This window comes from Streptomyces sp. NPDC018263 (assembly GCF_055562575.1).
In genome coordinates this window covers 378627-400664 of record NZ_JBVHFA010000006.1, presented here as the reverse complement: position 1 = coordinate 400664, position 22038 = coordinate 378627, and the positions used below count along the sequence as shown (strand labels likewise).

Sequence of the window (22038 nt, the reverse complement as noted above, 5' to 3'; positions counted from 1 at the left end):
GAATGGACCCGTGAACAGGACTGACAGGACGGGGCGCACCCCGGCGGGGGCGAATCTGCTCGCGGTGCGGTCGCACAACACCGCGCTCGTGCTCGATCTGCTGCGCGGCGCCGGGGCGGAGGGCATCAGCAGGCTCGAACTCGCCGAACGTACGGGGCTCACCCCGCAGGCCGTCAGCAAGATCACCGCGCGGCTGCGGGAGGAGGGCTTCGCCGCCGAGGCCGGACGCCGGGCGTCCACCGGCGGCAAGCCGCGCACCGTGCTGCGCCTGGTCCCCGAGGCCGGTCACGCGGTGGGCGTGCACCTGGACCGGGACGAGCTGCGGGTGGTGCTGCTCGACCTCAACGGCAGCGTGGTGGGGGAACGGCGCGGCGACACGGGCCTGGGCGGCGGCGCGGAGGCGGTGCTCGCGCTGGTCGCGGACGAGGTGACCGTGCTGGTCACGGAGGTGCTGGGCGGCGAGCGGCTCGCGGACGCCGGGACGTTGCTCGGGGTCGGGGTCGCGCTGCCCGGCCCGCTGGACCATGCCGGCGGGGTGCTGCACCGGGTGACCGGGTTCCCCGAGTGGGAGGGGTTCGCGCTGCGCGACGCGCTCGCCGGGCGGCTCGGAGTGCCGGTGGTGGTCGACAAGGACACCAACGCGGCGGCGCTCGGGCTGGCGGCGGGGGGCGAGGGCGGGTCGTTCGCCTACCTGCACCTCGGTACGGGTCTCGGCGCGGGCCTGGTGATCGGCGGCAGCGTGCACCGGGGGGCGCGGACCGGGGCCGGGGAGTTCGGGCACCAGGTGATCCAGCTCGACGGGCCTCGTTGCGAGTGCGGGGACCGGGGATGCCTGGAGGCGCTGTGCCTGGCGGCCGTCGGGCGCGGTGAGACCGGGGAGGCGGCGCGTGTGCTCGGGGTGGGGGCCGGGAACCTCGCGGGGCTGCTGGACATCGACCGGGTGCTGCTCGGCGGGCGGACGGTCGCCGCGGCGCCGGAGGCGTACGTCGAGGGGGTGGCCGGGATACTCGCGGCGCGGGCCCGGCGGGAGGGGATGCTCGGGGACGCGGTGCCGGTGCGGCTGGCGCCGGGCGGGGAGGGGGTGGTGGCTGTGGGGGCGGGGCAACTTCTGCTGGCGCCGGTGTTCGGGCGGGCGGGGGGTTAGGGGCTCTCTTCCGGATGGGGTCGGGTCGGGTCGGGCGGGGTTGGGTCAGGTCAGGTCGACGGTGCCTTTGGACAGATCCGGTGCGGTCTGGGGGCAGGTGCGTGGCGGAGGCGGGCGCCGCCGAGCGTTGCGGAGTCGGCGAGCGTGGGGGAGCGACTGGCAGACCCCCGCGAGCGTCCGGCACGCCTCACGCCCCGGCGAGCCTCCTACGACAGGCTGCCCTGGGGGCCCTGCCGGTTGGCGCAGCGCGGGTCCACTGATCGGGCGGAGCTGAGGGCGGGGCCGGAGTGGCGCAAGGCTCGGGGACGGGGGCCCGGCATGTTCATGTGTTCATGCGATTGTCCTCGGCCCTGTCGTTCTCTCTCTCCCGCTCCTCCGTGCCGGCCTCGCTCTGTCTGGTCGCGGTCACCGCGCTCGCGCCCGTGTCGTCCGCGGCCGCCGTCGCGCCCTGTACGGCGGGCGACGACGGGTCCTTCCCGCTCGGCACCCGTATCCACGGGGGTCCCGACACCTACGAGGCCGGCGGGCCGCCTGGCACCTGGTACATCGACCTCGTCAACACCGGGGCGCGGGCGTGCGCGGGCGTCCACCCGGTGGTGGTCCTCGTCGACGACGAGCGTCTTCTGCGGCCGTCGCAGGCCAAACTCGACTTCTACGACGGACGCAAGCGGCGCCCCGTCCGGCTGGAGAGCACCGATCACCAGGAGCTGGTCGGTGTGGTCGGGGCCGACGGTTTCGCGGGGTACACCGTGGCCCCCGGCAAGACCGTCACCGTCCGGCTCCGCCTGATGATCACCTCCGAGGCGTACGCCGACCACGTCACCGCCAAGGCCGCGCTGGTCCAGCGCCGGGGCCAGGACGGGGAGTGGGTGGGGGAGTCCGGGGACTACGTCTTCGACATCGACGGCGAGGAGCCCGACCCCGCCCGCACGAAGGGCTCCGCCCCGCCGACCGGCCCCAGTCGGTCCGCCGGGCCGACGGCTACGGATGAAGCGGGCCACCCGGTGGGCACGGACGAACCCGCCCGCCCGACGGCCACGGACGAAGCAGGCCACCCGGTGGGTACGGACGAACCCGGCCGCCCGGTGGGCACGGACGAAACCGGCCGCCCGGTGGGTACCGAGGAGCCCGCTCGTCCGGTCGGCACCGATGAAGCCGGTCGTCCGCCGGGAACGGATGAGGCCGGGCGTCCGGCGGACACCGAAAACTCCGGCCGCGTGGGGGAGACCGACGACCCCGGCCGCACGGGGGACACCAAGGAGTCCGGCCGCACGGGAGACACCGGGGAACCCAGCCGCCCCGTAAGCACCGATGCCCCCGACGAGACCCCCGACCCGGCCGACCCCGACAGCACCCCGGTCAGCCCCTCCCGAGCCCCCGACACCACGGAGGCGGGCGTCACCCCGGCCCCTGAAGACCCCTACGCCCCTGACACCCCCGCCCCCGCGGACCCCTCCCCGTCCGCCCCCTACGACGCCGAGAACGCCGAGGACCCCGACGACCCCGAACTCCCCGAACTCGCCCACACCGGCCGCCCCCTCCCCCGCGCCCTCCTCGCCGCGATCGCCGCCCTCCTCGTCCTCCTCGGCACCACCGCCCTGCTCCTGACCCGCAAACGCCCCTGACCCCAGCAGCCAGCGCACCCCAAGCCCCCCGACATCCGAACCCCACCCCACCCCCCAGGCCCCCGACACCCGAACCCCACCCCCCAAGCCCCCCGCACCCCGAGCCTCCCGCAACACCCGATCCCCCCCAAGCCCCCCACCTCCCCCGACACCCGAACCCACCCCGCCCCCACCCCCCGCACTCCCTCCTCGCTAACTACCCTGGACCCCTCAGTCGTCGGCAGGCACTCGCTGGAGGACGTACGCATGGCAGACCGCAGGCCCATCGAGTCATGGCTCACCGACATGGACGGCGTTCTGATCCATGAGGGGGTGCCCATTCCCGGCGCCGACGCGTTTCTGAAGAAGCTGCGGGAGGCCGAGCGGCCGTTCCTGGTGCTGACGAACAACTCCATCTACACGGCGCGCGACCTGCACGCCCGGCTGAAGCGGCTGGGCCTGGACGTGCCGGTGGAGAACATCTGGACGTCCGCGATGGCCACCGCCCAGTTCGTGAACGAGCAGCGGCCCGGCGGCAGCGCGTACGTGATCGGCGAGGCCGGGCTGACCACCGCGCTGCACGACGTCGGCTACATCCTCACCGACCACGACCCCGACTTCGTGATCCTGGGCGAGACCCGGACCTACAGTTTCGAGGCCATGACCAAGGCGGTCCGGCTGATCAACGACGGCGCCCGGTTCATCGCCACCAACCCGGACAACGTCGGCCCCTCCACCGAGGGCGCGCTGCCCGCCACCGGCTCGGTCGCCGCGCTGATCACCGCCGCGACCAAGAAGAAGCCGTACTTCGTCGGCAAGCCCAACCCGCTGATGATGCGGGCCGGCCTCAATGTGCTCGGCGCCCACTCGGAGACCTCCGCGATGATCGGTGACCGCATGGACACCGACGTGCTGGCGGGGCTGGAGGCCGGGATGCGGACCTTCCTGGTGCTCACCGGGGTCACCCAGGCGGACGAGATCGACCGCTACCCGTTCCGCCCGTCCAAGGTCGTCGACTCCATCGCGGACCTCGTGGACCTGGTCTGACCTGGTCTGACCTGGGGGATTGGCGAGCAGCTCAAACCCGGTCCCACCCGTACGGAGCAATCGGACGCCCTGTCCGGATGCGGGTGGGTACCGGACGGGGGAACCTCCCACTATCAGGAGGTTCACGATGGGCTCACTTCGCCTCACTCTCTGTACCGGAATCCTCGCCGCCGCCGCGTTCACCCCGGCGAGCGCCCACGCGGCGGACGGGGGCGGTACGCACGACAGCGGATCGCACGGCACCGGTGGGCTCACCGTGGCCCCGGCCGTCCCGCTCCCCGGCACCGACGTCTCGCTGCGGGTGCGCGGCTGCACGGCCTCGCAGGGCACCGCGGTCTCCAGCGCGTTCGTCTCGGACGCCCGGCTGACCGGGGGCCAGGGCGACCTGTCCGGCCAGACCCGCGTGCGCACCTCCCTCAAGGCGGGCGCGTACGACGTGCGGATCACCTGCGCCGACTACTCCTTCACCGGCCGGATCAGCGTCGACGAGTCCGGCGCGGGCGCCCGCCCCGACTCCGGCTCCGACGACGGGCCGGACACCGGGCCCTCCCCGGTCGCCCCGGTCCACGCGGGCGGCGGCGGTACGGCCGCCGGAGCGGACACCAGCACCCTGTTCGCCACCGTGGCTCCCACCGGCTCCGGCCCCGGCGCCGCCCAGGCCCTGACCGGGCTGGCCCTCGCCGGCTGCGCGGCGGTCACGGTCGGGGCGCTGCGGTCCCGCCGGAGCCGGAACGACGGCTGAACGGGCGCCGGGATGTCCGAGGAGCAGGGGCGCGCCACCGGCCGGGCGGTCACGGCCGTGGCCTGGGCCGTGCTGCTGCTCGGACTGTGGCTCTGGGGGCGTGACGTGACCGGGCTGCCCGACAGCCCGGCCGGCACCACGCACGGTGATGTCGCCGGGATCGACGGCGTCCCCCTGCCCGCCCCGGCGACCCCGCTGCCCGACTCCACCCCGCAGCGCGTCGACATCCCCCAACTCGCCATCCAGGCACCGGTGGTGGAGCGCGGGCTGGACAGCCGGGGCGGCATCGACCCGCCGCCCTTCGACCAGCCGGGGGTGGTCGGCTGGTACGGCGCCGGGACCACACCCGGCGCGAACGGCACCGCGCTCCTGGTCGGCCATGTCGACACCGAGACCCGGCCCGCCGTCTTCTACCGGCTCAGCACCCTGGAGCGGGGCGAGACCGTCCGGGTGGTCCGCGCGGACGGCAAGGTCGCCCGGTTCACCATCGACGACGTCGAGGTCCTCCCCACCGACCACTTCGACGCCGCCCGCGCCTACGGCACCCGCCACCCCGGCCGCGCCGAACTCCGCCTGATCACCTGCGGCGGCACCTACGACCGCGCCGGCCGCACCTACACGGCCAACGTGGTCGTCTCCGCGTACCTCACCGGCACGGGAGCCTGAACACCCCTGAGCATCCCTGAACACCCCGGACAATCAAGGGTGTTGACTTCCACGTCTGGCCATGTCCGGCACGGCCGGTATGCCAGGATTGGCCCTCCGGAGCGAATGCGCCCAGGGGGGAAATCGCATGGACGGGACATGGGGGACCCGCGCGTCCGTGGTGCTGCTGGGGGCGGCACTGCTGACGACCGGGTGTTCTTCGGGGGACGGCGCCGGGGGAGCGCCGGCCGGAACCCGGGAACCGGGGAACCCCTACTGGGTCAACCCCGACGGCAACGCCGCCCGTCAGGTCGCCGCCTACGAGAAGGCCGGCCGGAAGGCCGAGGCCGCGCGGATACGGCGGATCGCCGAGCAGCCGGTGGGGGAGTGGATCGGCCCCGAGAACCCGGAGGGGGAGGCGCGCGGATACACCGAGGCCGCCACCCGGTCCGGCCGTACCGCCCTGCTGGTCCTCTACAACATCCCGCACCGCGACTGCGGCCAGTACTCGAAAGGGGGCGCGGCCGACGGAGCCGCGTACCGGGCCTGGGTCGACGGGGTGGCGCGCGGCATCGGGGACCGCGCCGCGACCGTCGTCCTCGAACCGGACGCCCTGCTGCACCTGGTGGACGGCTGCACCCCCAGGGAGTTCCACGAGGAGCGCTACGACCTCCTGCGGGGTGCGGTCACCCGGCTCACGACCCTGAAGAACACCAAGGTCTACCTGGACGCGGGCAACGCGGGCTGGGGCCACCCCGACCAGATCCACGCCCCGCTGAAGTCGGCGGGGGTGGAGGACGCCGACGGCTTCGCCGTCAACGTCTCCAACTTTTACTCCACCCAGGACTCCGTCGCCTACGGCAAGCGTCTGGCGGCCAAGGTCGGCGGCAAGCACTTCGTCATCGACACCAGCCGCAACGGCAACGGCCCCTACACCGAGGGCGCCCCCGAGAAACGCTGGTGCAACCCACCCGGCCGAGCCCTGGGCGAACCCCCGACCACCAGGACGGCCGACCCCCTGGCCGACGCCTACCTGTGGATCAAACGGCCAGGAGAGTCGGACGGCGAATGCGGGGGCGGCCCGAAGGCGGGCCAGTGGTGGCCGGCCTACGCCCTGAAACTGACCGAGGACTGACCGAGGACCGACCGAGGACCGACCGAGGACTAAGGCACCCGTACCCACCGAGCCTTCGAAGGCGTCCCCTGATCGTCAACCACGAACAGCATGTACCACCCCGCCTGCACCAGATTCCGGTTGGCCGGCACCCGCACCGTCACCCGGTCCCCGTCCACACGGAACCCCAGCGCGATGGACCGCTGGTCCACATCCGTCACATGCGTAGCCGCACTCGGCCGGATCAACCGCACTTTCCGAATGCTCGAAGCGTGCTGCGAGACGAACGTCCCCGACCCGCCCCGCACGAGCCGCTCGGGCCCCGCGCCGAGCGACGGCCGCGAACCCCGGTACAGATAGGGCGGCCTGTAGATCTCGATCCGCTGCTCGAAGCTCCCCGGCCGGGTGTTGGCCCGGTCCCCGTACAGCGGGTCGGAGCCGAAGAACATCACCCGCCCGTCCGGCAGCAGGATCGACCCGGAGTGGTAGTTCCGTCCCACCAGCGGATCGGCGACCCGGGGGAAACGGCCACTGTCCGGGTGGTAGATCCGCGCCTGGAGAATGTCGGAGTCCCCCCGCCCCCGGTAGTCCTCCGAACCCCCCGACACCAGCACGGTGTCGTCGGGCAGCACGGACGCTTGCGGATACCGGGTCCCCTTCTCCAGTGAGGGCCCGTCCACGAACCGCGGATCGGATGCCTTCAGGTCGATCAGCCGGGTCTTCCTGCTGGCCAGCGCCGACTCCCCGACCCCGCCCCCGCCGATGACCAGATACCGCTCGTCCTGCGCCGGGGGCAACAGCACGGTGCCCGAGGTCTCCAGCCGGTCGGGATCGCTCAGCCCCGGCAACTCGGTGAACTTGTTGGTGTCCACGTCCCACACGCCGGGCTCGCGTCCCACGTCGTCCGGCCCGTACCCCGCGTTGGAGCCGGAGTAGAAGACCTTGCCGTTCTGCATCAGGAACAGTGCCGGGTAGGTCGGGAACTGCCGGACCTTCGGCATGTACGCCCACTTCTTCGTCGCCGGGTCGAACACCTCGTTCTTGCCCGGCACCAACTGCCCGATGTCGTCCAGCCCCGAGACGCTGAGCACCTTGCCGTCCGACAGGGTGGTGAGCGTCGGGTACCAGCGGGCCTCGTTCATCGGGTCGACCTCGATGTACCGCTCGGCCACCGGATCGAACTCGAAGGCGTCGCGGATGCCCTGGAAGTCCTTCTTGTCGAGCGCGAGCTTCTGCGCGATGCCGTACGTGTTGCGCGCCTCGGCGCCGGTGAGCCCGCGCACCCGGTAGTTGTCCTGGGTGCCGGTCTCGTACTTCCTGCCGCTGCGCTGCGCCTCGACGTAGATCCGGCCGAGGCCGGGGTCGTTGCGCAGGAACCGGCCCGCGCGGTCGAAGACCTTCTTCGCGCGCGGGACCAGCACCGGGTCCTTCGAGACGAAGGTGCGGCCGTTGCTCCTCCCGGTGAACCGGGTGCCGGCGGGCAGCGTGATCGGGCGGTCCGGGTTCTCGTTGTGGACGATCATCAGGCCGCCCGCCTTGGTGACGTCGCCCTTGAGCTTCTCGTACCGCTTGGTGCCGCCCGCGATCAGCAGACGGCCGTCGGCGAGCTGTGTGTGGCCGGTGCAGAAGAGGTCCTTGGGCGTGGGGATCTTCTTGACGGTCCCCTTGACCGGGTCCCAGAGCCGGGTGTCGAACTTCTTGGCGTCGAAGTTCTCCTGGTTGTTGCCCGACCCCGCCACCAGCAGCACCTTGCCGGTGCGCAGCAGCGCCGCGTGGATGGTGTCCTGGCGGTACTCCTCGGGGAACTCCACGATCTCCCAGCGGCCGTTGGCGGCCTTGTACTCCGGCTTGTCGATCTCGTACCGGTGGTACCGCTCGGTGCCGAAGCGGTAGAGCCAGGGACCGTTCATCCCGGCCAGCGCGAGGACCACCACGGCGCCCATCCCCAGTCGGCGGGCGCGGCGGCGGCCGGTGAGCTGCCTCACTCGTCCCGTCCCCCCTGCCCGCCGACGGCGATCCGCAGGGTCTGCTCGCTGTCACGGGCCGTGCGCTGCACCGGGACACGCGGCGCGGGCAGCGGTTCCGGTACGGGCCCGGCGGCCGTACCCGGCACGCGCTCGCCCCGCAGCGACCACCCCCACACGAGGATCGGCGAAGCCGTGACCAGCAGGGCGAAGACCGCCCAGGTGATCATCGCCGGGTGGGCGTGGTCCAGCGCGAACCCGGCGGTCAGCGAGCCCGCGAAGACCGCGATGAAGAACCAGTGGATGCGGAACGTCCCGAACAGCGTGTCCGGGCTGGCCGAGTCGCCCTTGGGGGTCACCACGAAGCCGCTTTTGCGGCGCAGCAACGCGTCCAGCAGCGAACGGGCGTACACCGGGGCGGACAGCGCCGACATCATCATGCCCGCGATCCCGCCGGAGCCCTCCGGCTCGTGCGGGGAGACGTTGTGCCGCCGGTTCCAGATGTACAGACCGATCTGGAGCGCGGAGGCGTTGCCGTACAGCATCAGCCACACCGTCGGGTCGATGTTCACGCCCGAGGCGCCCAGCCCCAGGAAGAGCGCGCAACTCAGGGCGGCCAGAATCCAGTTGAGGGCGGACATCGGGTAGAACACGATCATCATCGTGTAGTTGAAGAGCTTGCCCGGCGGCAGGGTGAACAGGCCCCGCCAGTACTGCCTGAGGATCGTCTCGTACGTCCCCCGCGACCAGCGGAGCTGCTGGGTGAAGAAGTCGGTCCAGGCGTTCGGGCCCTCGCCCACCGCGAGCACGTCCGGGGTGTAGACCGAGCGCCACTTGCGGCCGGTGGCGGGGTTGGTCGCCCGGTGCATCTCGAAGCCGGTCGCCATGTCCTCGGTGATCGAGTCGTACAGCCCGCCGATCTGCTTCAGCGCGGTGATCCGCACCGCGTTGGAGGTGCCGACGAACATCGGGGCGCCGTAGCGGTTCCCGGCGCGCTGGATCAGCGCGTGGAAGAGGAACTGCTGCGACTCGGCGGCCTTGGTGACGAACGTGTCGTAGTTGCCGTACACCTGCGGGCCGATGACGAAGCCCACGTCCGGGTCGCGGAACCAGCCGAGCATCCGCTCCAGGTAGTTGGGGAGCGGGACGTGGTCGGTGTCGACGGAGGCGAAGAAGTCGTAGGCGTCGCCGTGGGCCTCCAGCCAGGCGTTGTAGTTGCCGTGCTTGGTCTTCGCGCGGTGCGGGCCCGAGGGCTGGTTCCACTTCGCCACGCCCTTGCGGCTGAAGTGGCGGACGCCGAGCCGGGCGCAGACCTCCTTGACTGCCGGGTCGTCGCCCTCGTCCAGCAGCCAGACGTGCAGCGGGCCCCGGTGCCGCAGCCGGACGGCGGCCTGAAGGGTCCGGGTGACCATCTCCAGCGGCTCCTTGCCGGGCACGAAGGAGGTCAGGAAGGCCACGCGGGTCCCGTCCTCGGGCACCACCGGCACCGGGTCGCGGGCGACCAGGGTGGCGTGCGCGTTGGACAGCACGTTCAGACAGCGGAAGGACTCGATCAGGCCGATCGAGGCCAGCATCAGGGTGTCCAGCGCCGGCAGGAAGCCGTAGGCGGGGTGGTCCCGCTCGGTCCAGTGCTCCGGCTGGAGCAGCCAGCCCAGCAGGACGAGTGAGAGCAGCGGGGCGGCGCCCAGCATGAGCGCGGCACGCAGCCGGTGCGGCTCCTGCGAGAGCAGCGAGCGGTAGCGGACGGTGTACGGCCGGCCGGCGGGCGGCTCGGTGAGCGGGCCGGCGAGGCGGCTGTAGTGCTCGTAGTCGTAGCGCGGCAGGCCCCTCGCGGCCGGGCCGGGCCGGTGCGCGACGGTTCTCGGTCCGGTGGTGCGTGACGGATCGTCCGTCATGAGTCATCCCCCCACACGCGCGGGTCGGCGCGTGTTTCGTCAGTCCTTCCGTCCGCGACGGACCTCCCCAGGCCGGCGCGGGCGACTTCACGGCATGCGACCGTGACCAAGCCCTGACTCACCGTGAGCAGAGCAGGGAACGGCGATGCTCCGGTCGCGGCGCGAGATGCCCCCTCGGCGCGGTGCGCGACCGGTACTTCCCCCCAACTGCCGTGTTTCCACGGCATCGTGGACAACAGGGTTCTACGCCGACGAGCATGATCGCAAGATGCGAAACCTGTTGTTTACCGGTCAAAACCGTTCATTGCGGTGAACGGAAACGCAAGCAGGCCCCCCGTTCGCACGGGGGGCCTGCTTGTTGTCTGTGCGCCGCCAGGGACTCGAACCCCGGACCCGCTGATTAAGAGTCAGCTGCTCTAACCAACTGAGCTAGCGGCGCCTGCTGACGGGAAAACTCTACAGGACCAGCCAGGGTGCTCCTGACCACCAAGGACAGCCCCGCCGGGGTCCGGGCGGGGGCGTGCACCATTCGGACCGTCAACATGCGCGGCACGCGGACAGTTGTGAAACTGATCAACGTGCACACACGCGGACATATCCACCCCGAATGTGAGGCAGATCGCATGACGGCTCCGGTGTTCGAGGAATTCGATCCGGTGAGCGACTGCGACTGCCTCGGCTGCGTCCGGTGGCGGCGGCTCGCCCCCCGCCCGGCGTCCGCCCGTACCGGTGGCCGCCCGGCCGCCCGGAGTGCGGTGGTCGTGGCCGCCGCCGCGTCCGCCGTCCTCGGCGCCGTCCCCGCCGCCGGCGCGCTCACCCAGGCGCCGCCCCCGCACGCGGCCCCGCACCGTCCCGGCGCCCCGGCGGCGGACGGGGACGCCGCGACCCCGCAGGGCGGCACCGCACCCCTGCACGGCCCGGCCGGCTCGCCCGCCCGGCCCCAGGCCAAGACCCCGGCCACCACCCGGACGGCGATCATCAACCGGGCCAAGCAGTGGGTCACCGCGCAGGTGCCCTACAGCATGACCAAGTTCTGGTCGGACGGGTACCGCCAGGACTGCTCGGGCTATGTCTCCATGGCCTGGGGGCTGCTCTCCAACGAGTGGACGGGCAGCCTGGGCCAGTTCGCAGTGAAGATCACCAAGGGAGACCTCCAGCCCGGCGACATCCTGCTCTTCCACAACTCCGCCGACCCCCAGGGCGGCTCGCATGTCGTGATCTTCGGCGGCTGGACGGACTACACCCACACCGCCTACACGGCGTACGAGCAGACGCCCCCGCACACCCGCCGCCAGAGCACGCCCTACCCCTACTGGAACAACACCACCAAGTACGTCCCCTACCGCTACAAGGGCGTCACCGCGGGGACGGCGGGTGCCGAGCCGACGACCGCCCCGGTGCCCTTCCCCGGCACGAAGTACTTCGGGCCCGGCGCGAACAACAAGTACGTCACCCAGCTCGGCGAGATGCTGGTCGCCCGGGGCGGCGGCCCGTACTACTCGACGGGGCCAGGCCCGGTCTGGGGCGAGGCCGACCGGCGCGCCACCCAGGCGTTCCAGAAGGCCCAGGGCTGGACCGGCTCCAGTGCCGACGGGCTGCCCGGCCCGCGCACCTGGGAACTGCTGGTCACCGGCACGGGCAAGGACATCGCGTCCGGCTCGGCGGGCCCCGGCGGCGCCCCGGCCTTCCCCGGCAAGCAGTACTTCAAGGCGGGCGCGAACAACGCCCATGTCACCCGACTGGGGCGGCAACTGGTGAAGAAGGGATTCGGCGGCTTCTACGCCACCGGGCCGGGACCGCGCTGGAGCGAGGCGGACCGGCGGGCCGTGGAAGCCTTCCAGCGCGCCCAGGGCTGGCGCGGCGGAGCGGCGGACGGCTATCCGGGCCCCGAGACCTGGCGCCGTCTGTTCGGCTGAGGCGCCCGGTCACCTCCGGGTCCCGCGTCCGCGCGCGGCCCGGCATCCCCTGTCATGACGCACCCGGCGCGGAGGCTGGAGGCACCCATGAGCACGACCACACCCCACACCCACGAGTCCGACGACCATCCGGAGAGCCTGCCGGGCGGTGCGGGGACGGCCGTCCGGCCGCCCCGGCTGATCCACACCGAGGCGACCACCGAGATCCCCGTCCACCTGCTCTTCCGCGACGAGCCCGCCCCCGAGGCGCGGCGCCCCGCCGTGGTGAACCGCCGGCACGGCACCGGCGAACAGCCCCGGCCCGTCCGCCCGGCGCAGGTCCGCAGACGGCCCGAACTGCGCCCCGACCCGGACCTCCAGGAGCGTCCGGCGCGGGTGCTGCCCGGCGTGGCGGGGGTGCTGGCCGGGCTCGGCGGGGTCGCCGGATGCGTGGCCATCACCTGGTGGGCGGGGGCGCTGCCCGGCGAGGTGCCCGGCGCGGGACTCGGTCCCGCGCAGTGGGCGGCGTACGCGGGGGCCGGGGCGCTGGGGCTGTTCGGGTTCGGCGGGCTGGCGCGCGGGCGCACCGGGCGGGCCTGGGTGCTGGGGCTGTTCGGCCGGTACCGGGGGACCGTGCGGCGGACCGGGCTGCTGTGGATCAACCCGCTGCTGCGGCGGCGCCGGGCCGATGTGCGGCTGCGGCACTGGCGCAGCGGCGCGGTGCCGGCGGTGGACGCGGGCGGGGTGGCGCTGCGCGTGGTGGTGCTGGTGGTGTGGCGGGTGCGGGACACCGCGCGGGCGCTGCTCGGCATCGAGGAGCACGAGACCTACCTGCGCGAATGCGTGGAGTCGGCCCTCGCGCGGGTCCCGGTGGAGCTGCCGGGCGGCGCGCGCAGCGGGGCGGACGCGGCCGGTGACGCGCTGACCCGGCTGGTCGCGGCCGACGTGGCGCCGGTCGGGGTGGAGGTGTTCTCCGTGCAGCCGGTCCGGGTGGAGTACGCGCCCGAGGTGGCCGCCGCCATGCAGCGGCGCCGGATCGCCGCCCTGGACGCGCAGCAGCGGGCCACCATGCTCAGCTCGGTGGTGGACTCCGTCGAGGACACGGTCACCCGGCTCACCAGGCGCGGGCTGGTCGAGCTGGACGACTACGAGCGCAAGGCGCTGGTCCGGGACCTCACGGTGGCCTTCTGCTCGGCCCGCCGGGAACCGGCCTGACGCATGCCTCCGAATGGTATGGACACGTTCAACTCCCGGCAATAATCTGGTACTTGGTCTGGACCTATCGCACGTCATCGCACAGCCCGGCTCAGTGAACCTTCCCCCACGACGTTCCCCAGGAGCGGCAGCATGCGTACCAGGACCAGGTTGTCAGCGTTGTCCGCGGCCGTGCTCGGCATGGCCACCGCCGGCGCCTTCGTGCTCTCCACCGGCGGCGCCAGCGGCCACGGCTACACCGACCTCCCCGTCAGCCGGCAGAAGCTCTGCCAGAACGGCTCCGTGGCGAACTGCGGCGACATCCAGTGGGAGCCGCAGAGCGTCGAGGGCCCCAAGGGCTTCCCCGGCTCCGGCCCCGGCGACGGCCAGCTCTGCAGCGGCGGCAACAGCCGCTTCGGCCAGCTCAACGCCCCGAACACCCCCGGCGGAGGTGCCTGGCCCACCACCCGGGTCACCGGCGGCCAGTCGTACACCTTCCGCTGGCAGTTCACCGCCATGCACGCCACCAGCGACTTCACCTACTACGTCACCAAGCAGGGCTGGAACCAGAACCACGCCCTCGCCCGGTCCGACCTCAACCTGACGCCGTTCCTCTCGGTGCCGTACAACGGCCAGCGCCCGCCGTCCACGCTCAGCCACAGCGGCACCCTGCCCCGGGGGCTCACCGGCCACCATGTGATCCTCGCGGTGTGGAACGTGGCCGACACCGCGAACGCCTTCTACGCCTGCTCGGACGTCACCTTCTGAGCTTGGCGTGCGGCCGACGGCCCTGCCTCACGGGTGCGTTCCCGGCACGCCGGTCCACCGGAGCGGCGTGCCGGGAAAAGCGCGAGGGCGGATCGGTTTCCCGACCCGCCCTCGGCAGATGTGCGCCGCCAGGGACTCGAACCCCGGACCCGCTGATTAAGAGTCAGCTGCTCTAACCAACTGAGCTAGCGGCGCATGACTCCCGCCTTCCGCTTTCGCGGCCGGCGACAGAGAAAATACTACCTGGTCCTCGGGGGTGCTCCGACCACGGCCGGCCCGGCCGCCTCCGTGCCCGGCCGCCCGTGCCCGTCCGGCTACAGCACCGCGCTGAGGAACTCCCGCGTCCGCTCCTGCTCCGGATCGCCGAAGATCTTCTCCGGGGGGCCGGACTCCACCACCCGGCCCTGGTCGAACATCAGCACCTGGTCGGAGATGTCCCGCGCGAAGCCCATCTCGTGGGTGACGCAGAGCATGGTGATGTCGGTGCCGCGGGCGATGTCGCGCAGTACGTCCAGCACGCCCGCGACCAGCTCCGGGTCGAGCGCGCTGGTCACCTCGTCCAGCAGCAGCACCCGCGGCCGCATGGCGAGCGCCCGCGCGATCGCGACGCGCTGCTGCTGGCCGCCGGAGAGCCGGGTGGGCCGGGCGTCGAGCTTGTCGGAGAGCCCGACCAGCTCCAGCAGCTCCCGCGCCCGCGCCTCCGCCTCGTCCCGCGAGAGCCCGAGCACCTGGACCGGGGCCTCGGTGAGGTTGCGCAGCACGGACATGTTCGGGAACAGGTTGAAGTGCTGGAAGACCATCCCGATCTTCTTCCGCACCTCCCGCACCTGCTTCTCCGGCGCCGGGAACAGCGTCTGGCCGTCCACGGTGATGATGCCCTCGTCCGGCCGGGTGAGGGTCATCAGCAGGCGCAGGATCGTGGTCTTGCCCGACCCGGAGGGGCCGATCAGGGTCACATGCCTGCCCGCGTCCACGGCGAAGTCCAGGTGGTCGAGGACCGTGTGGGCGCCGAAGCGCTTGGTGACCTGCTCCAGGCGGATCAGCTCACCGGGCTGGTTCTGCTTCGGCAGGGTGATGTCAGCGGACAAGGCGTCGCTCCAGTGCTCGCAGGAGAAGGGAGGCCAGGTAGGACAGGACGATGAAGGCCACGCCGATCACGGTCAGCGGCTCGGTGAACCGGAAGCTCGCCTGCGAGAACAGCCGCGCCCGGCCGAGCATCTCCAGCACGGTGATCACCATCAGCATCGGGGTGTCCTTCAGCATGGAGATCACGTAGTTGCCGAGCGCGGGAATCACCCGGCGCAGGGCCTGCGGCAGGATCACCGCGGTCCAGGTCCGCCGCCGGGGCAGGCTCAGCGCGGTCGCCGCCTCCCACTGGCCCGCCGGTACGGCCTCGATCCCGGCCCGGTAGACCTGCATGGTGTACGTCGAGTAGTGCAGCCCGATGGCGAAGATGCCGGTGGTCAGCGCCGAGAAGGTCACGCCCCACTCGGGCAGCACGTAGAACAGGAAGAACAACTGCACCAGCAGCGGGGTGTCCCGCACGAACTCCGTGACCACCCCGACCGGCCAGCGCACCCAGCGCGAGGGCACCCGCGTCAGCAGCGCCCACACCAGCCCCAGCGAGAACGACAGCAGCGAGCCGAGCGCCACCACCTGGAGCGTGACCAGCAGACCGCGCCAGAAGTACGGCATGAAGTCGCTCACGGCGTTCCAGTCCCACGTCATGCCGCACCACCCACCCTGCTCGCCGCGGCCGGTTCGCTCCCCCGCACCGCGGGCTCAGGGACGGGCCCCTGGCCCAGCCCCGCCTTCAGCCGCTTCTCCAGCGAGCGCATCAGCCGGGTCAGGGCGAACGCGATCACGAAGTAGACGATCAGCACGTACGTGTAGATCTCCGCGCTCTGCTGGAGGGCGAGCCGTACCAGGTTGGCGCTGAAGGCGAGGTCGCCCATGCCCATCACGGACACCAGCGCGGTGCCCTTGAGCAGCTCGACCAGCAGGTTGGAGAAGGGCGGGATCATCTCCGGCACCGCCTGCGGCAGCAGGATGAGCCGCATCCGCTGCCAGGGGGTGAAGCCGAGCGCGATCCCGCCCTCGCGCTGCGCCGGGTCCACCGCGTTCAGGGCGCCGCGCACGATCTCCGACCCGTACGCGCCGTAGGTCAGGCCGAGTGCCAGGGTGCCCGCCCACAGCGGGACCAACTGCCAGCCGAAGGCGATGGGCAGCACGAAGAACACCCAGAAGATCATGACCAGCGCCGAGGTGCCGCGGAACACCTCGGTGTACAGGCCCGCGAGGAAGCGGACGAGCCGGCGCCGGTGGGTGCGCGCGATGCCGACGGCGAAGGACACCGCCGACGCCAGCAGCGCGCTGAGTACGAGGAGTTGGACGGTCGTCCAGACGCCCCGCAGGACGAGTTCCCACAGTCCCGAGGTCATCCGCCGCACAGCTCCTTCGCGGTGAGGTCCGTCATCTCGTCCGGGGTGAACCCGAACGGCCGGAGGATGCGCAGCAGTTCACCGGTGCGCTTCAGCTCGCGCAGCTCGGCGTTGAAGGCGTCCCGCAGCCGGGTCTCGACCGGCCGGAACGCGAACGCGCCCCCGTCGACGTGCGGTTCGCCCTCCACCAGCGGCGCGAAGGGTTCGGTGGACTCCGCCTTGCGGGACTTTTTGACCACCTCGCGGGTGGTGAGCGCCGTACCGGCGAACACGTCGACCCGCCCGGCCTCCACCGCGTTCAGCCCGGCGACCTGGTCGGGGACGACGAGGATGTCGCTCTCCTTGCAGCCCGCCTCGACCGCGTACTGCATCTCGGCGTACCCGGCGCCGGTGGCGAACCTCGCCTTCTTCCTCACCACGTCCTGGTAGGAGCGCAGGCCCTTGGGGTTGCCCTTGCGGACGATGAAGGCGTCCTTCATCTGGTAGTCCGGGTCGGCGAAGATCACCTGGCGGCAGCGCTCGGCGTTGACGTACATCCCGGCGGCCACCACGTCGAACTGCTGGGAGTTCAGGCCCGGTATGAGCGAGCCGAACTCGGTGGGCACCGGCTGCACCCGCTCCACCCCGAGCCGCTTGAAGATCACCCTGGCGAGTTCCGGTGCCTCCCCGGTGAGGTTGCCGTCCCGGTCGATGAACCCGAAGGGCACCTCACCGGCGATTCCCAGCCGTACGACACCCTGCGCGCGCAGCCGGTCCAGCAGGTCGCCGCCCTTCCCGCCGGACGCGGCCGCCACCCGCGTGCACCCCGTCGCACCCAGCGCTCCGACCCCGCCCAGTGCCAGCGCGCCCAGCAGCACCGCCCGTCTTTCTCTCAGGCGCACCGGCCGGATTCTTTCCGTGTCCTTGCCAAGTCGAGGAGCCATGGCGGCGCCGCTACCCAGGCCCACACGGGTCATGCGTGCCGATTTCCCGCCACGCAGGGGGAGTTCAGGGGCCCGGAACGTAATCGCGCTTCCTGTGCACCCCGTTGACCAGCTCTCTTCCGGCCGCCCAGCGGTCGTACAGGTCCACGAACTGGGCGCCGAGTTCGTCCCGCCGGCCGACCGGGTCGCCGCACATGTGCGGGCGCGTCCGCCCGGTGAGCGGGGCGGCGGCGATGGCCCGGCCGGCCCGGAGCCGACGACGTAGGGGCGGGGTGCCCGCCACCCGCGGTCTTGCCGGAGCCCACCGTGTGCGGGAGATCCTTTGCGGCGGCGCCAGTTCGGGGTACATCAGATGGCCCACGCCCACGCCCGCGCTCGCCCCACGCCGGCACGGGGGCCCGGTGCCGTCAGCGGGCCGCGCCCTGAGGAGAAGATCCGGCTTGTGCTGGGTACCCGAATCGGGAGCGGGGGTGCCCGTACCGCCGTGCGGGCCACGCGGGGCGCCCTCGCGGGAAGCGGGGGAAGACGCAGGGAAGGTCCCTCAGCAACACGGAGAAAGGGCGACATGACAGCAATCGGATTCCTCTGCCCGGGCCATCGCGGCGAGGACGACTACCCGCGCGTCGAGCAACTGCTCGCCGGCGCGGTCCGGCTGGACCTGGTGCACACCGGCACCGGTGAGGACGCCCACGCGGTGGACCCGCTGCGCGGCGCCGACTTCGCCGGACGGCTCACGGCGGCCATGGAGGGGCTGCGGCTGACCGGCGCCGAGGCGGTCGTGTGGACGAGCCCGGCGGGCGGCTTCGCGCACGGCTGGAAGGGCGCGCACACCGAGGCGACGGAACTGGCCCGGCAGGCCGGACTCCCCGCCTCCTCCACCTCCCTGGGCTTCGTGCACGCCGCCCAGGCGCTCGGCGTCCGCAAGATCGCCGTCGCACACGCCTACCCGCCGAAGACCGCCGCGCTGCTGCGGGCGTTCCTGGCCGACGGGGGCCTGGAGGTGACCGGCGCCGACGAGGCCGACGCCCTCACCGCCGAGCGCGCCGCCGAGGGCGACGAGGCCGAACTGGTGGCCCTCGCCCTGGCCGCCGACACCCCGGACGCCGAGGCGGTGCTGCTGCCCGACACCGCGCTGCGCACCGCAGCCCACCTGTCCGCGCTGGAGGCCGCCCTCGGCAAGCCGGTGCTCACCGCGTCCCAGGTCTCGGTGTGGGAGGGGCTCAGGCTCGCCGACCGCCGGCTGCACACCGACACCCTCGGCACCCTCTTCACCCGCGAGCCCGTCGTCCAGCTCTGAGGCGAGGCCCGTAGGCAGGCGGGGGGAATAAGCGGGGACTGCCTCCTGTTACGGCACGACAGGACAGAGCACGCCGTAAACAGGAGGCATCCACCGTGCCGGCAGACGAGATCCGGGGTGCCGTGCACGGCACCGCCCCCGTCCCCCTCTCCGTACTCGACCTGGTCACCGTGGGCGCCGGGAGCACCGCGAGTGACGCGCTGCGCACCAGCGTGGAGCTGGCCCGGTTCACCGAGGCGCGCGGGTTCCACCGCTACTGGGTCGCCGAGCACCATTCGATGCCGGGTGTCGCCTCCTCCTCGCCGGCCGTGATCCTGGCCCACCTCGCCGCCCACACCGACCGCATCCGGCTCGGCTCGGGCGGCGTCATGCTGCCCAACCACGCCCCGCTGGTCATCGCCGAGCAGTTCGGCACCCTGGAGGCCATGGCACCGGGCCGGATCGACCTCGGCCTCGGCCGGGCGCCGGGTACGGACGGGGCGACGGCGGCCGCGCTGCGCCGCTCCGACACCCTGAACGAGGGCGCCGACGACTTCCCGCAGCAGCTCGCCGAGCTGACCCGGTTCCTCGACGACGACTTCCCCGACGGGCACCCCTACGCCCGTATCCACGCCATCCCCGGCCCGGTGCAGGGCAGCACCCCGGGCGGCGTGCAGTCGGCGCACCGGCCGGTGATCTGGCTGCTCGGCTCCTCCGGCTTCAGCGCCCAACTGGCCGGAATGCTGGGCCTGCCCTTCGCCTTCGCGCACCACTTCTCCGCGCAGAACACCGTCCCGGCGCTCGACCTGTACCGGGAGACCTTCCGCCCCTCCGAGGTGCTGGCCGAGCCCTACGCCCTCATCGGCGTCTCCGCACTCGCCACCGACGACGAGGCCGAGGCGGCCCGCCAGGTCCGCGCCACCGCGCTCAACATGCTCCGGCTGCGCATGGGCCGTCCCGGCCTCTTCCCCGACCCCGAGGACGCCGCCCGGCACGAATTCAGCCCGATGGAGGAGGAGTTCGCGGCCTCCTTCACCCGCAACATCGTGCACGGCACCGCCGACGAGGTCCGCGCGGGCCTGGACGGCCTCCAGAAGCGCACCGGCGCCGACGAGCTGATGCTCACCAGCCACGCCCACCGCGGCGAACTGCGGCTGCGCTCCTACGAGCTGATCGCCGACGCCTACGACCTGCCCGCCGCGTAGCTCCGCACCCCGAGGGGGTGTCTCGTCGGTCAGGCCGGGCTCGCGGCGCCTGGCATCGCGCCTCGCGGCGTTGTCGTCGGCAGCCGATGCTCCGCGTCGGCTCCCTCCTCCGCCTTGCGATGCACGGCACCAGATGCCGCTCCCTGACCCGGCCTGCTCGACGAGACGTTCCCCAGCAGCTCCGTGATGCGGTCCGGCGGCACCGGGCGGGAGTAGAGCCAGCCCTGCCCGGTGTCGCAGCCGATCCGGCGCAGCCGGGTGGCCTGCGCCGAGGTCTCCACGCACTCGGCGGTGACGGTCAGCCCGAGCCGGTGGGCGAGCTGGATCATCGCCTCCACGATCACCTCGTCCGCCGGGTTCGCGGTCGTCCCCGCCCCGGCCGGACCCTCGTACTGGAAGCCGCGTACGAAGGACCCGTCCAGCTTCAGCACCGAGACCGGGAGCCTGCTGAGGTAGGCCAGGTTCGAGTAGCCGGTGCCGAAGTCGTCGATGGCGATGCGCACGCCCATGTCGCTCAGCGCCTGGAGCGCCTGGATCGGGCGGCCCCCTGAGCCCATCACGGCCGACTCGGTCAGCTCCAACTGGAGCAGATGCGGGGCGAGCCCGGTCTCGGTGAGCGTGCTCGCCACGTCCGCGACCAGGTCGGAGTCCCAGACCTGGCGCACGGCCACGTTCACGCTGACGAAGATGGGCGGCTCGTCCGGGTGGGCGAGCTGCCACTGCCGGGCCTGGCGGCAGGCGGTGACCAGCGCCCAGCGGCCGAGCTGCACGATCGAGCCGTCCTCCTCGGCCAGTTGGATGAACCGATTCGGCGTCAGCGTCCCGAACTGCGGGTGGTGCCAGCGCACCAGCGCCTCCACCCCGCTCAGCCGCCCGTCCTCCATGCCGACCAGCGGCTGGTACTCCAGCGCGAACTCCCCGCGCTCGATGGCCGGGCGGAGCGTGGAGGACAGGGCCTGCCGGGTGACGCGGTGCGCGTTGCGCTCGGGGTCGAACAGCGTCCAGCGGGCCCTGCCGTCGGCCTTCGCCCAGTACAGCGTGGTGTCGGCGGCCTGCATCAGACCGGTCGCCGTGGTCCCGGCCGTGTGCCGCTCGACCACGCCGATGGACGCGGTCAGCGACAGCCGCCGCCCGGCGAGGTCGAACGGCTCCTCCAGTGCCCGCAGCGCCGAGGCGGCGAGGTCGGAGAGCTGCTCGGTGCCGGTGGAGTCCTCCACGAGCAGCGCGAACTCGTCCCCGCCGAGACGGGCCACCAGCGGGGCTCCGGCCCGCGCGCCCTCGGTCTCCTCGGCCACATGGGTCAGCCGCTGGGCCACGGCTTCCAGCAGCCGGTCGCCGACGCGGTGGCCCAGGGTGTCGTTGACCGCCTTGAACCCGTCCAGGTCCAGACAGCACAGGCCGATCCGCCCGGTTCCGGTGCCGTCCTCCGGCTCCGCCTCCAGCGCGGCCGACAGCCGCTCGAAGAACAGGGTGCGGTTGGGCAGCCGGGTCACCGGGTCGTGCATCCGCAAGTGCCGCAGCCGCGCCTGGAGTTCACGGCGGGCGCTGATGTCGGAGACGGACAGCAGGGCGCCCGGCGTGCCCTCGGTCAGCGGCGTGACGGTGATACGCACCCATACGGGGTCGCCGTCCGGCTGCTTGAGGCGCCGGGTGCAGCGCAGCCGGTCCAGACTCCCGGCGAGCACCTCGCGGTACGCGTGCCGGGTGCGCGGGTCGGGAGCCAGGTCCACGAGGTCGGCGGCCGGGCGGCCGGCCAGTGCCTCGGCGGTCGTGCCCAGCAGCGCTCCCAGGGCGGTGTTGGCGTGCGCGACCAGCCCGTCGGGGGTCACCACGGCCATGGGGAGCGGGGCCGTGGTGAAGACCCGGTGGTAGGTCATGTGGTCACCGTCGGTCACGGCTGACCGGTCGAGGTCTGCCGCGGGCGTCGGCCCTTCGGACGTTGCGCTCACCGCTCGCTCCCGCAGTGCACTCGATCCCTGTCCGTGCCGGAAAGTGTGCCGATCATAGAGGCTGGTCCCGGCCCCTTCCAGCCGGTCTCCAGTCTCCACGACCGACCCACCCCCCTGACAGATCGTTTCTGCCCGGACCTGGACGGGTTCTTGAGGCCCCCGACCACTTGTGACGTTCCGTGAGTGATTCGGGGTGTCGGCCGCCGGGTGGCCGCCGGGGTGGCCGCAGGGG

At 72.5% G+C, this 22038-nt stretch carries 19 protein-coding genes and 2 tRNA genes; 11 read left to right on the top strand and 10 right to left on the bottom strand.

The genetic code is table 11. The features are described 5' to 3' along the window. Positions 1-10 precede the first annotated feature (10 nt). The 6 genes from ACZ3HQ_RS19845 to ACZ3HQ_RS19820 all read left to right on the top strand — a co-directional run bounded on the left by ACZ3HQ_RS19845 (position 11) and on the right by ACZ3HQ_RS19820 (position 6317). Complete coding sequence (locus ACZ3HQ_RS19845) at positions 11-1144, top strand: ROK family transcriptional regulator (RefSeq protein WP_467512602.1); 1134 nt, start codon at positions 11-13, stop codon at positions 1142-1144. A gap of 332 nt (positions 1145-1476) precedes the next feature. After that, positions 1477-2769, top strand: a complete 1293-nt coding sequence (locus tag ACZ3HQ_RS19840) for a hypothetical protein (RefSeq protein ID WP_467512600.1) — start codon at positions 1477-1479, stop codon at positions 2767-2769. A 246-nt stretch (positions 2770-3015) separates the two neighbouring features. Next, positions 3016-3795 (top strand): HAD-IIA family hydrolase, encoded by a 780-nt coding sequence (locus ACZ3HQ_RS19835; RefSeq protein WP_135788545.1) that lies wholly within the window; start codon positions 3016-3018, stop codon positions 3793-3795. A 127-nt stretch (positions 3796-3922) separates the two neighbouring features. After that, positions 3923-4537 (top strand): hypothetical protein, encoded by a 615-nt coding sequence (locus ACZ3HQ_RS19830; protein WP_467512597.1) that lies wholly within the window; start codon positions 3923-3925, stop codon positions 4535-4537. Between the two features lie 12 nt (positions 4538-4549). Continuing rightward, positions 4550-5203, top strand: coding sequence for a class F sortase (locus tag ACZ3HQ_RS19825; RefSeq protein ID WP_467512595.1), 654 nt, complete (start codon positions 4550-4552; stop codon positions 5201-5203). A gap of 127 nt (positions 5204-5330) precedes the next feature. Further along, on the top strand, positions 5331-6317 hold the full coding sequence (locus ACZ3HQ_RS19820) for a glycoside hydrolase family 6 protein (protein ID WP_467512594.1): 987 nt from the start codon (positions 5331-5333) through the stop codon (positions 6315-6317). Positions 6318-6346: 29 nt separating this feature from the next. On the opposite strand, the gene glxA is transcribed toward ACZ3HQ_RS19820, so the two are convergent. The 3 genes from glxA to ACZ3HQ_RS19805 all read right to left on the bottom strand — a co-directional run bounded on the left by glxA (position 6347) and on the right by ACZ3HQ_RS19805 (position 10594). Beyond that, positions 6347-8281 carry a radical copper oxidase GlxA gene (gene glxA, locus ACZ3HQ_RS19815; protein ID WP_467512592.1) on the bottom strand — a complete coding sequence of 645 codons (1935 nt, stop codon included), beginning with the start codon at positions 8279-8281 and terminating at the stop codon, positions 6347-6349. Then, complete coding sequence (locus ACZ3HQ_RS19810; protein WP_467512590.1) at positions 8278-10155, bottom strand: glycosyltransferase family 2 protein; 1878 nt, start codon at positions 10153-10155, stop codon at positions 8278-8280. Before ACZ3HQ_RS19810 ends, glxA begins: the two co-directional genes overlap by 4 nt. Before the next feature lie 365 nt (positions 10156-10520). Further along, positions 10521-10594: transfer RNA gene (locus ACZ3HQ_RS19805), tRNA-Lys, on the bottom strand. Between the two features lie 184 nt (positions 10595-10778). On the opposite strand from ACZ3HQ_RS19805, the gene ACZ3HQ_RS19800 reads away from it, so the two are divergent. From ACZ3HQ_RS19800 to ACZ3HQ_RS19790, 3 genes are all read left to right on the top strand, one after another. Then, a complete protein-coding gene (locus ACZ3HQ_RS19800) occupies positions 10779-12071 on the top strand; it encodes a peptidoglycan-binding protein (protein ID WP_467512589.1) in 1293 nt (430 codons plus the stop codon). A gap of 87 nt (positions 12072-12158) precedes the next feature. Beyond that, positions 12159-13265, top strand: coding sequence for an SPFH domain-containing protein (locus ACZ3HQ_RS19795; protein ID WP_467512587.1), 1107 nt, complete (start codon positions 12159-12161; stop codon positions 13263-13265). A gap of 132 nt (positions 13266-13397) precedes the next feature. Beyond that, positions 13398-14012, top strand: coding sequence for a lytic polysaccharide monooxygenase auxiliary activity family 9 protein (locus ACZ3HQ_RS19790; RefSeq protein ID WP_467512586.1), 615 nt, complete (start codon positions 13398-13400; stop codon positions 14010-14012). A gap of 121 nt (positions 14013-14133) precedes the next feature. Here ACZ3HQ_RS19790 and ACZ3HQ_RS19785 read toward each other — a convergent pair. The 6 genes from ACZ3HQ_RS19785 to ACZ3HQ_RS19760 form a co-directional block, all read right to left on the bottom strand. Continuing rightward, positions 14134-14207 (bottom strand) — tRNA-Lys (locus ACZ3HQ_RS19785). A gap of 119 nt (positions 14208-14326) precedes the next feature. Next, positions 14327-15100, bottom strand: a complete 774-nt coding sequence (gene ehuA / locus ACZ3HQ_RS19780) for an ectoine/hydroxyectoine ABC transporter ATP-binding protein EhuA (protein WP_467512584.1) — start codon at positions 15098-15100, stop codon at positions 14327-14329. Beyond that, positions 15090-15740 carry an ectoine/hydroxyectoine ABC transporter permease subunit EhuD gene (gene ehuD, locus ACZ3HQ_RS19775; protein WP_467512583.1) on the bottom strand — a complete coding sequence of 217 codons (651 nt, stop codon included), beginning with the start codon at positions 15738-15740 and terminating at the stop codon, positions 15090-15092. The genes ehuA and ehuD overlap by 11 nt, the downstream gene beginning before the upstream one ends. Next, on the bottom strand, positions 15737-16453 hold the full coding sequence (gene ehuC, locus ACZ3HQ_RS19770) for an ectoine/hydroxyectoine ABC transporter permease subunit EhuC (RefSeq protein WP_467512581.1): 717 nt from the start codon (positions 16451-16453) through the stop codon (positions 15737-15739). The genes ehuD and ehuC overlap by 4 nt, the downstream gene beginning before the upstream one ends. After that, entirely contained in the window at positions 16450-17376 is a 927-nt protein-coding gene (gene ehuB, locus ACZ3HQ_RS19765; RefSeq protein WP_467512579.1) for an ectoine/hydroxyectoine ABC transporter substrate-binding protein EhuB, read from the bottom strand. Before ehuB ends, ehuC begins: the two co-directional genes overlap by 4 nt. 64 nt (positions 17377-17440) lie before the next feature. Continuing rightward, positions 17441-17659, bottom strand: coding sequence for a hypothetical protein (locus ACZ3HQ_RS19760; RefSeq protein ID WP_467512578.1), 219 nt, complete (start codon positions 17657-17659; stop codon positions 17441-17443). 282 nt (positions 17660-17941) lie between these two features. On the opposite strand from ACZ3HQ_RS19760, the gene ACZ3HQ_RS19755 reads away from it, so the two are divergent. Further along, a complete protein-coding gene (locus ACZ3HQ_RS19755; protein ID WP_467512576.1) occupies positions 17942-18673 on the top strand; it encodes an aspartate racemase/maleate isomerase family protein in 732 nt (243 codons plus the stop codon). Between the two features lie 95 nt (positions 18674-18768). Continuing rightward, positions 18769-19857, top strand: a complete 1089-nt coding sequence (locus ACZ3HQ_RS19750; RefSeq protein ID WP_467512574.1) for an LLM class flavin-dependent oxidoreductase — start codon at positions 18769-18771, stop codon at positions 19855-19857. A gap of 29 nt (positions 19858-19886) precedes the next feature. Here ACZ3HQ_RS19750 and ACZ3HQ_RS19745 read toward each other — a convergent pair whose 3' ends face one another. After that, entirely contained in the window at positions 19887-21806 is a 1920-nt protein-coding gene (locus tag ACZ3HQ_RS19745; protein ID WP_467512572.1) for a putative bifunctional diguanylate cyclase/phosphodiesterase, read from the bottom strand. Positions 21807-22038 lie beyond the last annotated feature (232 nt).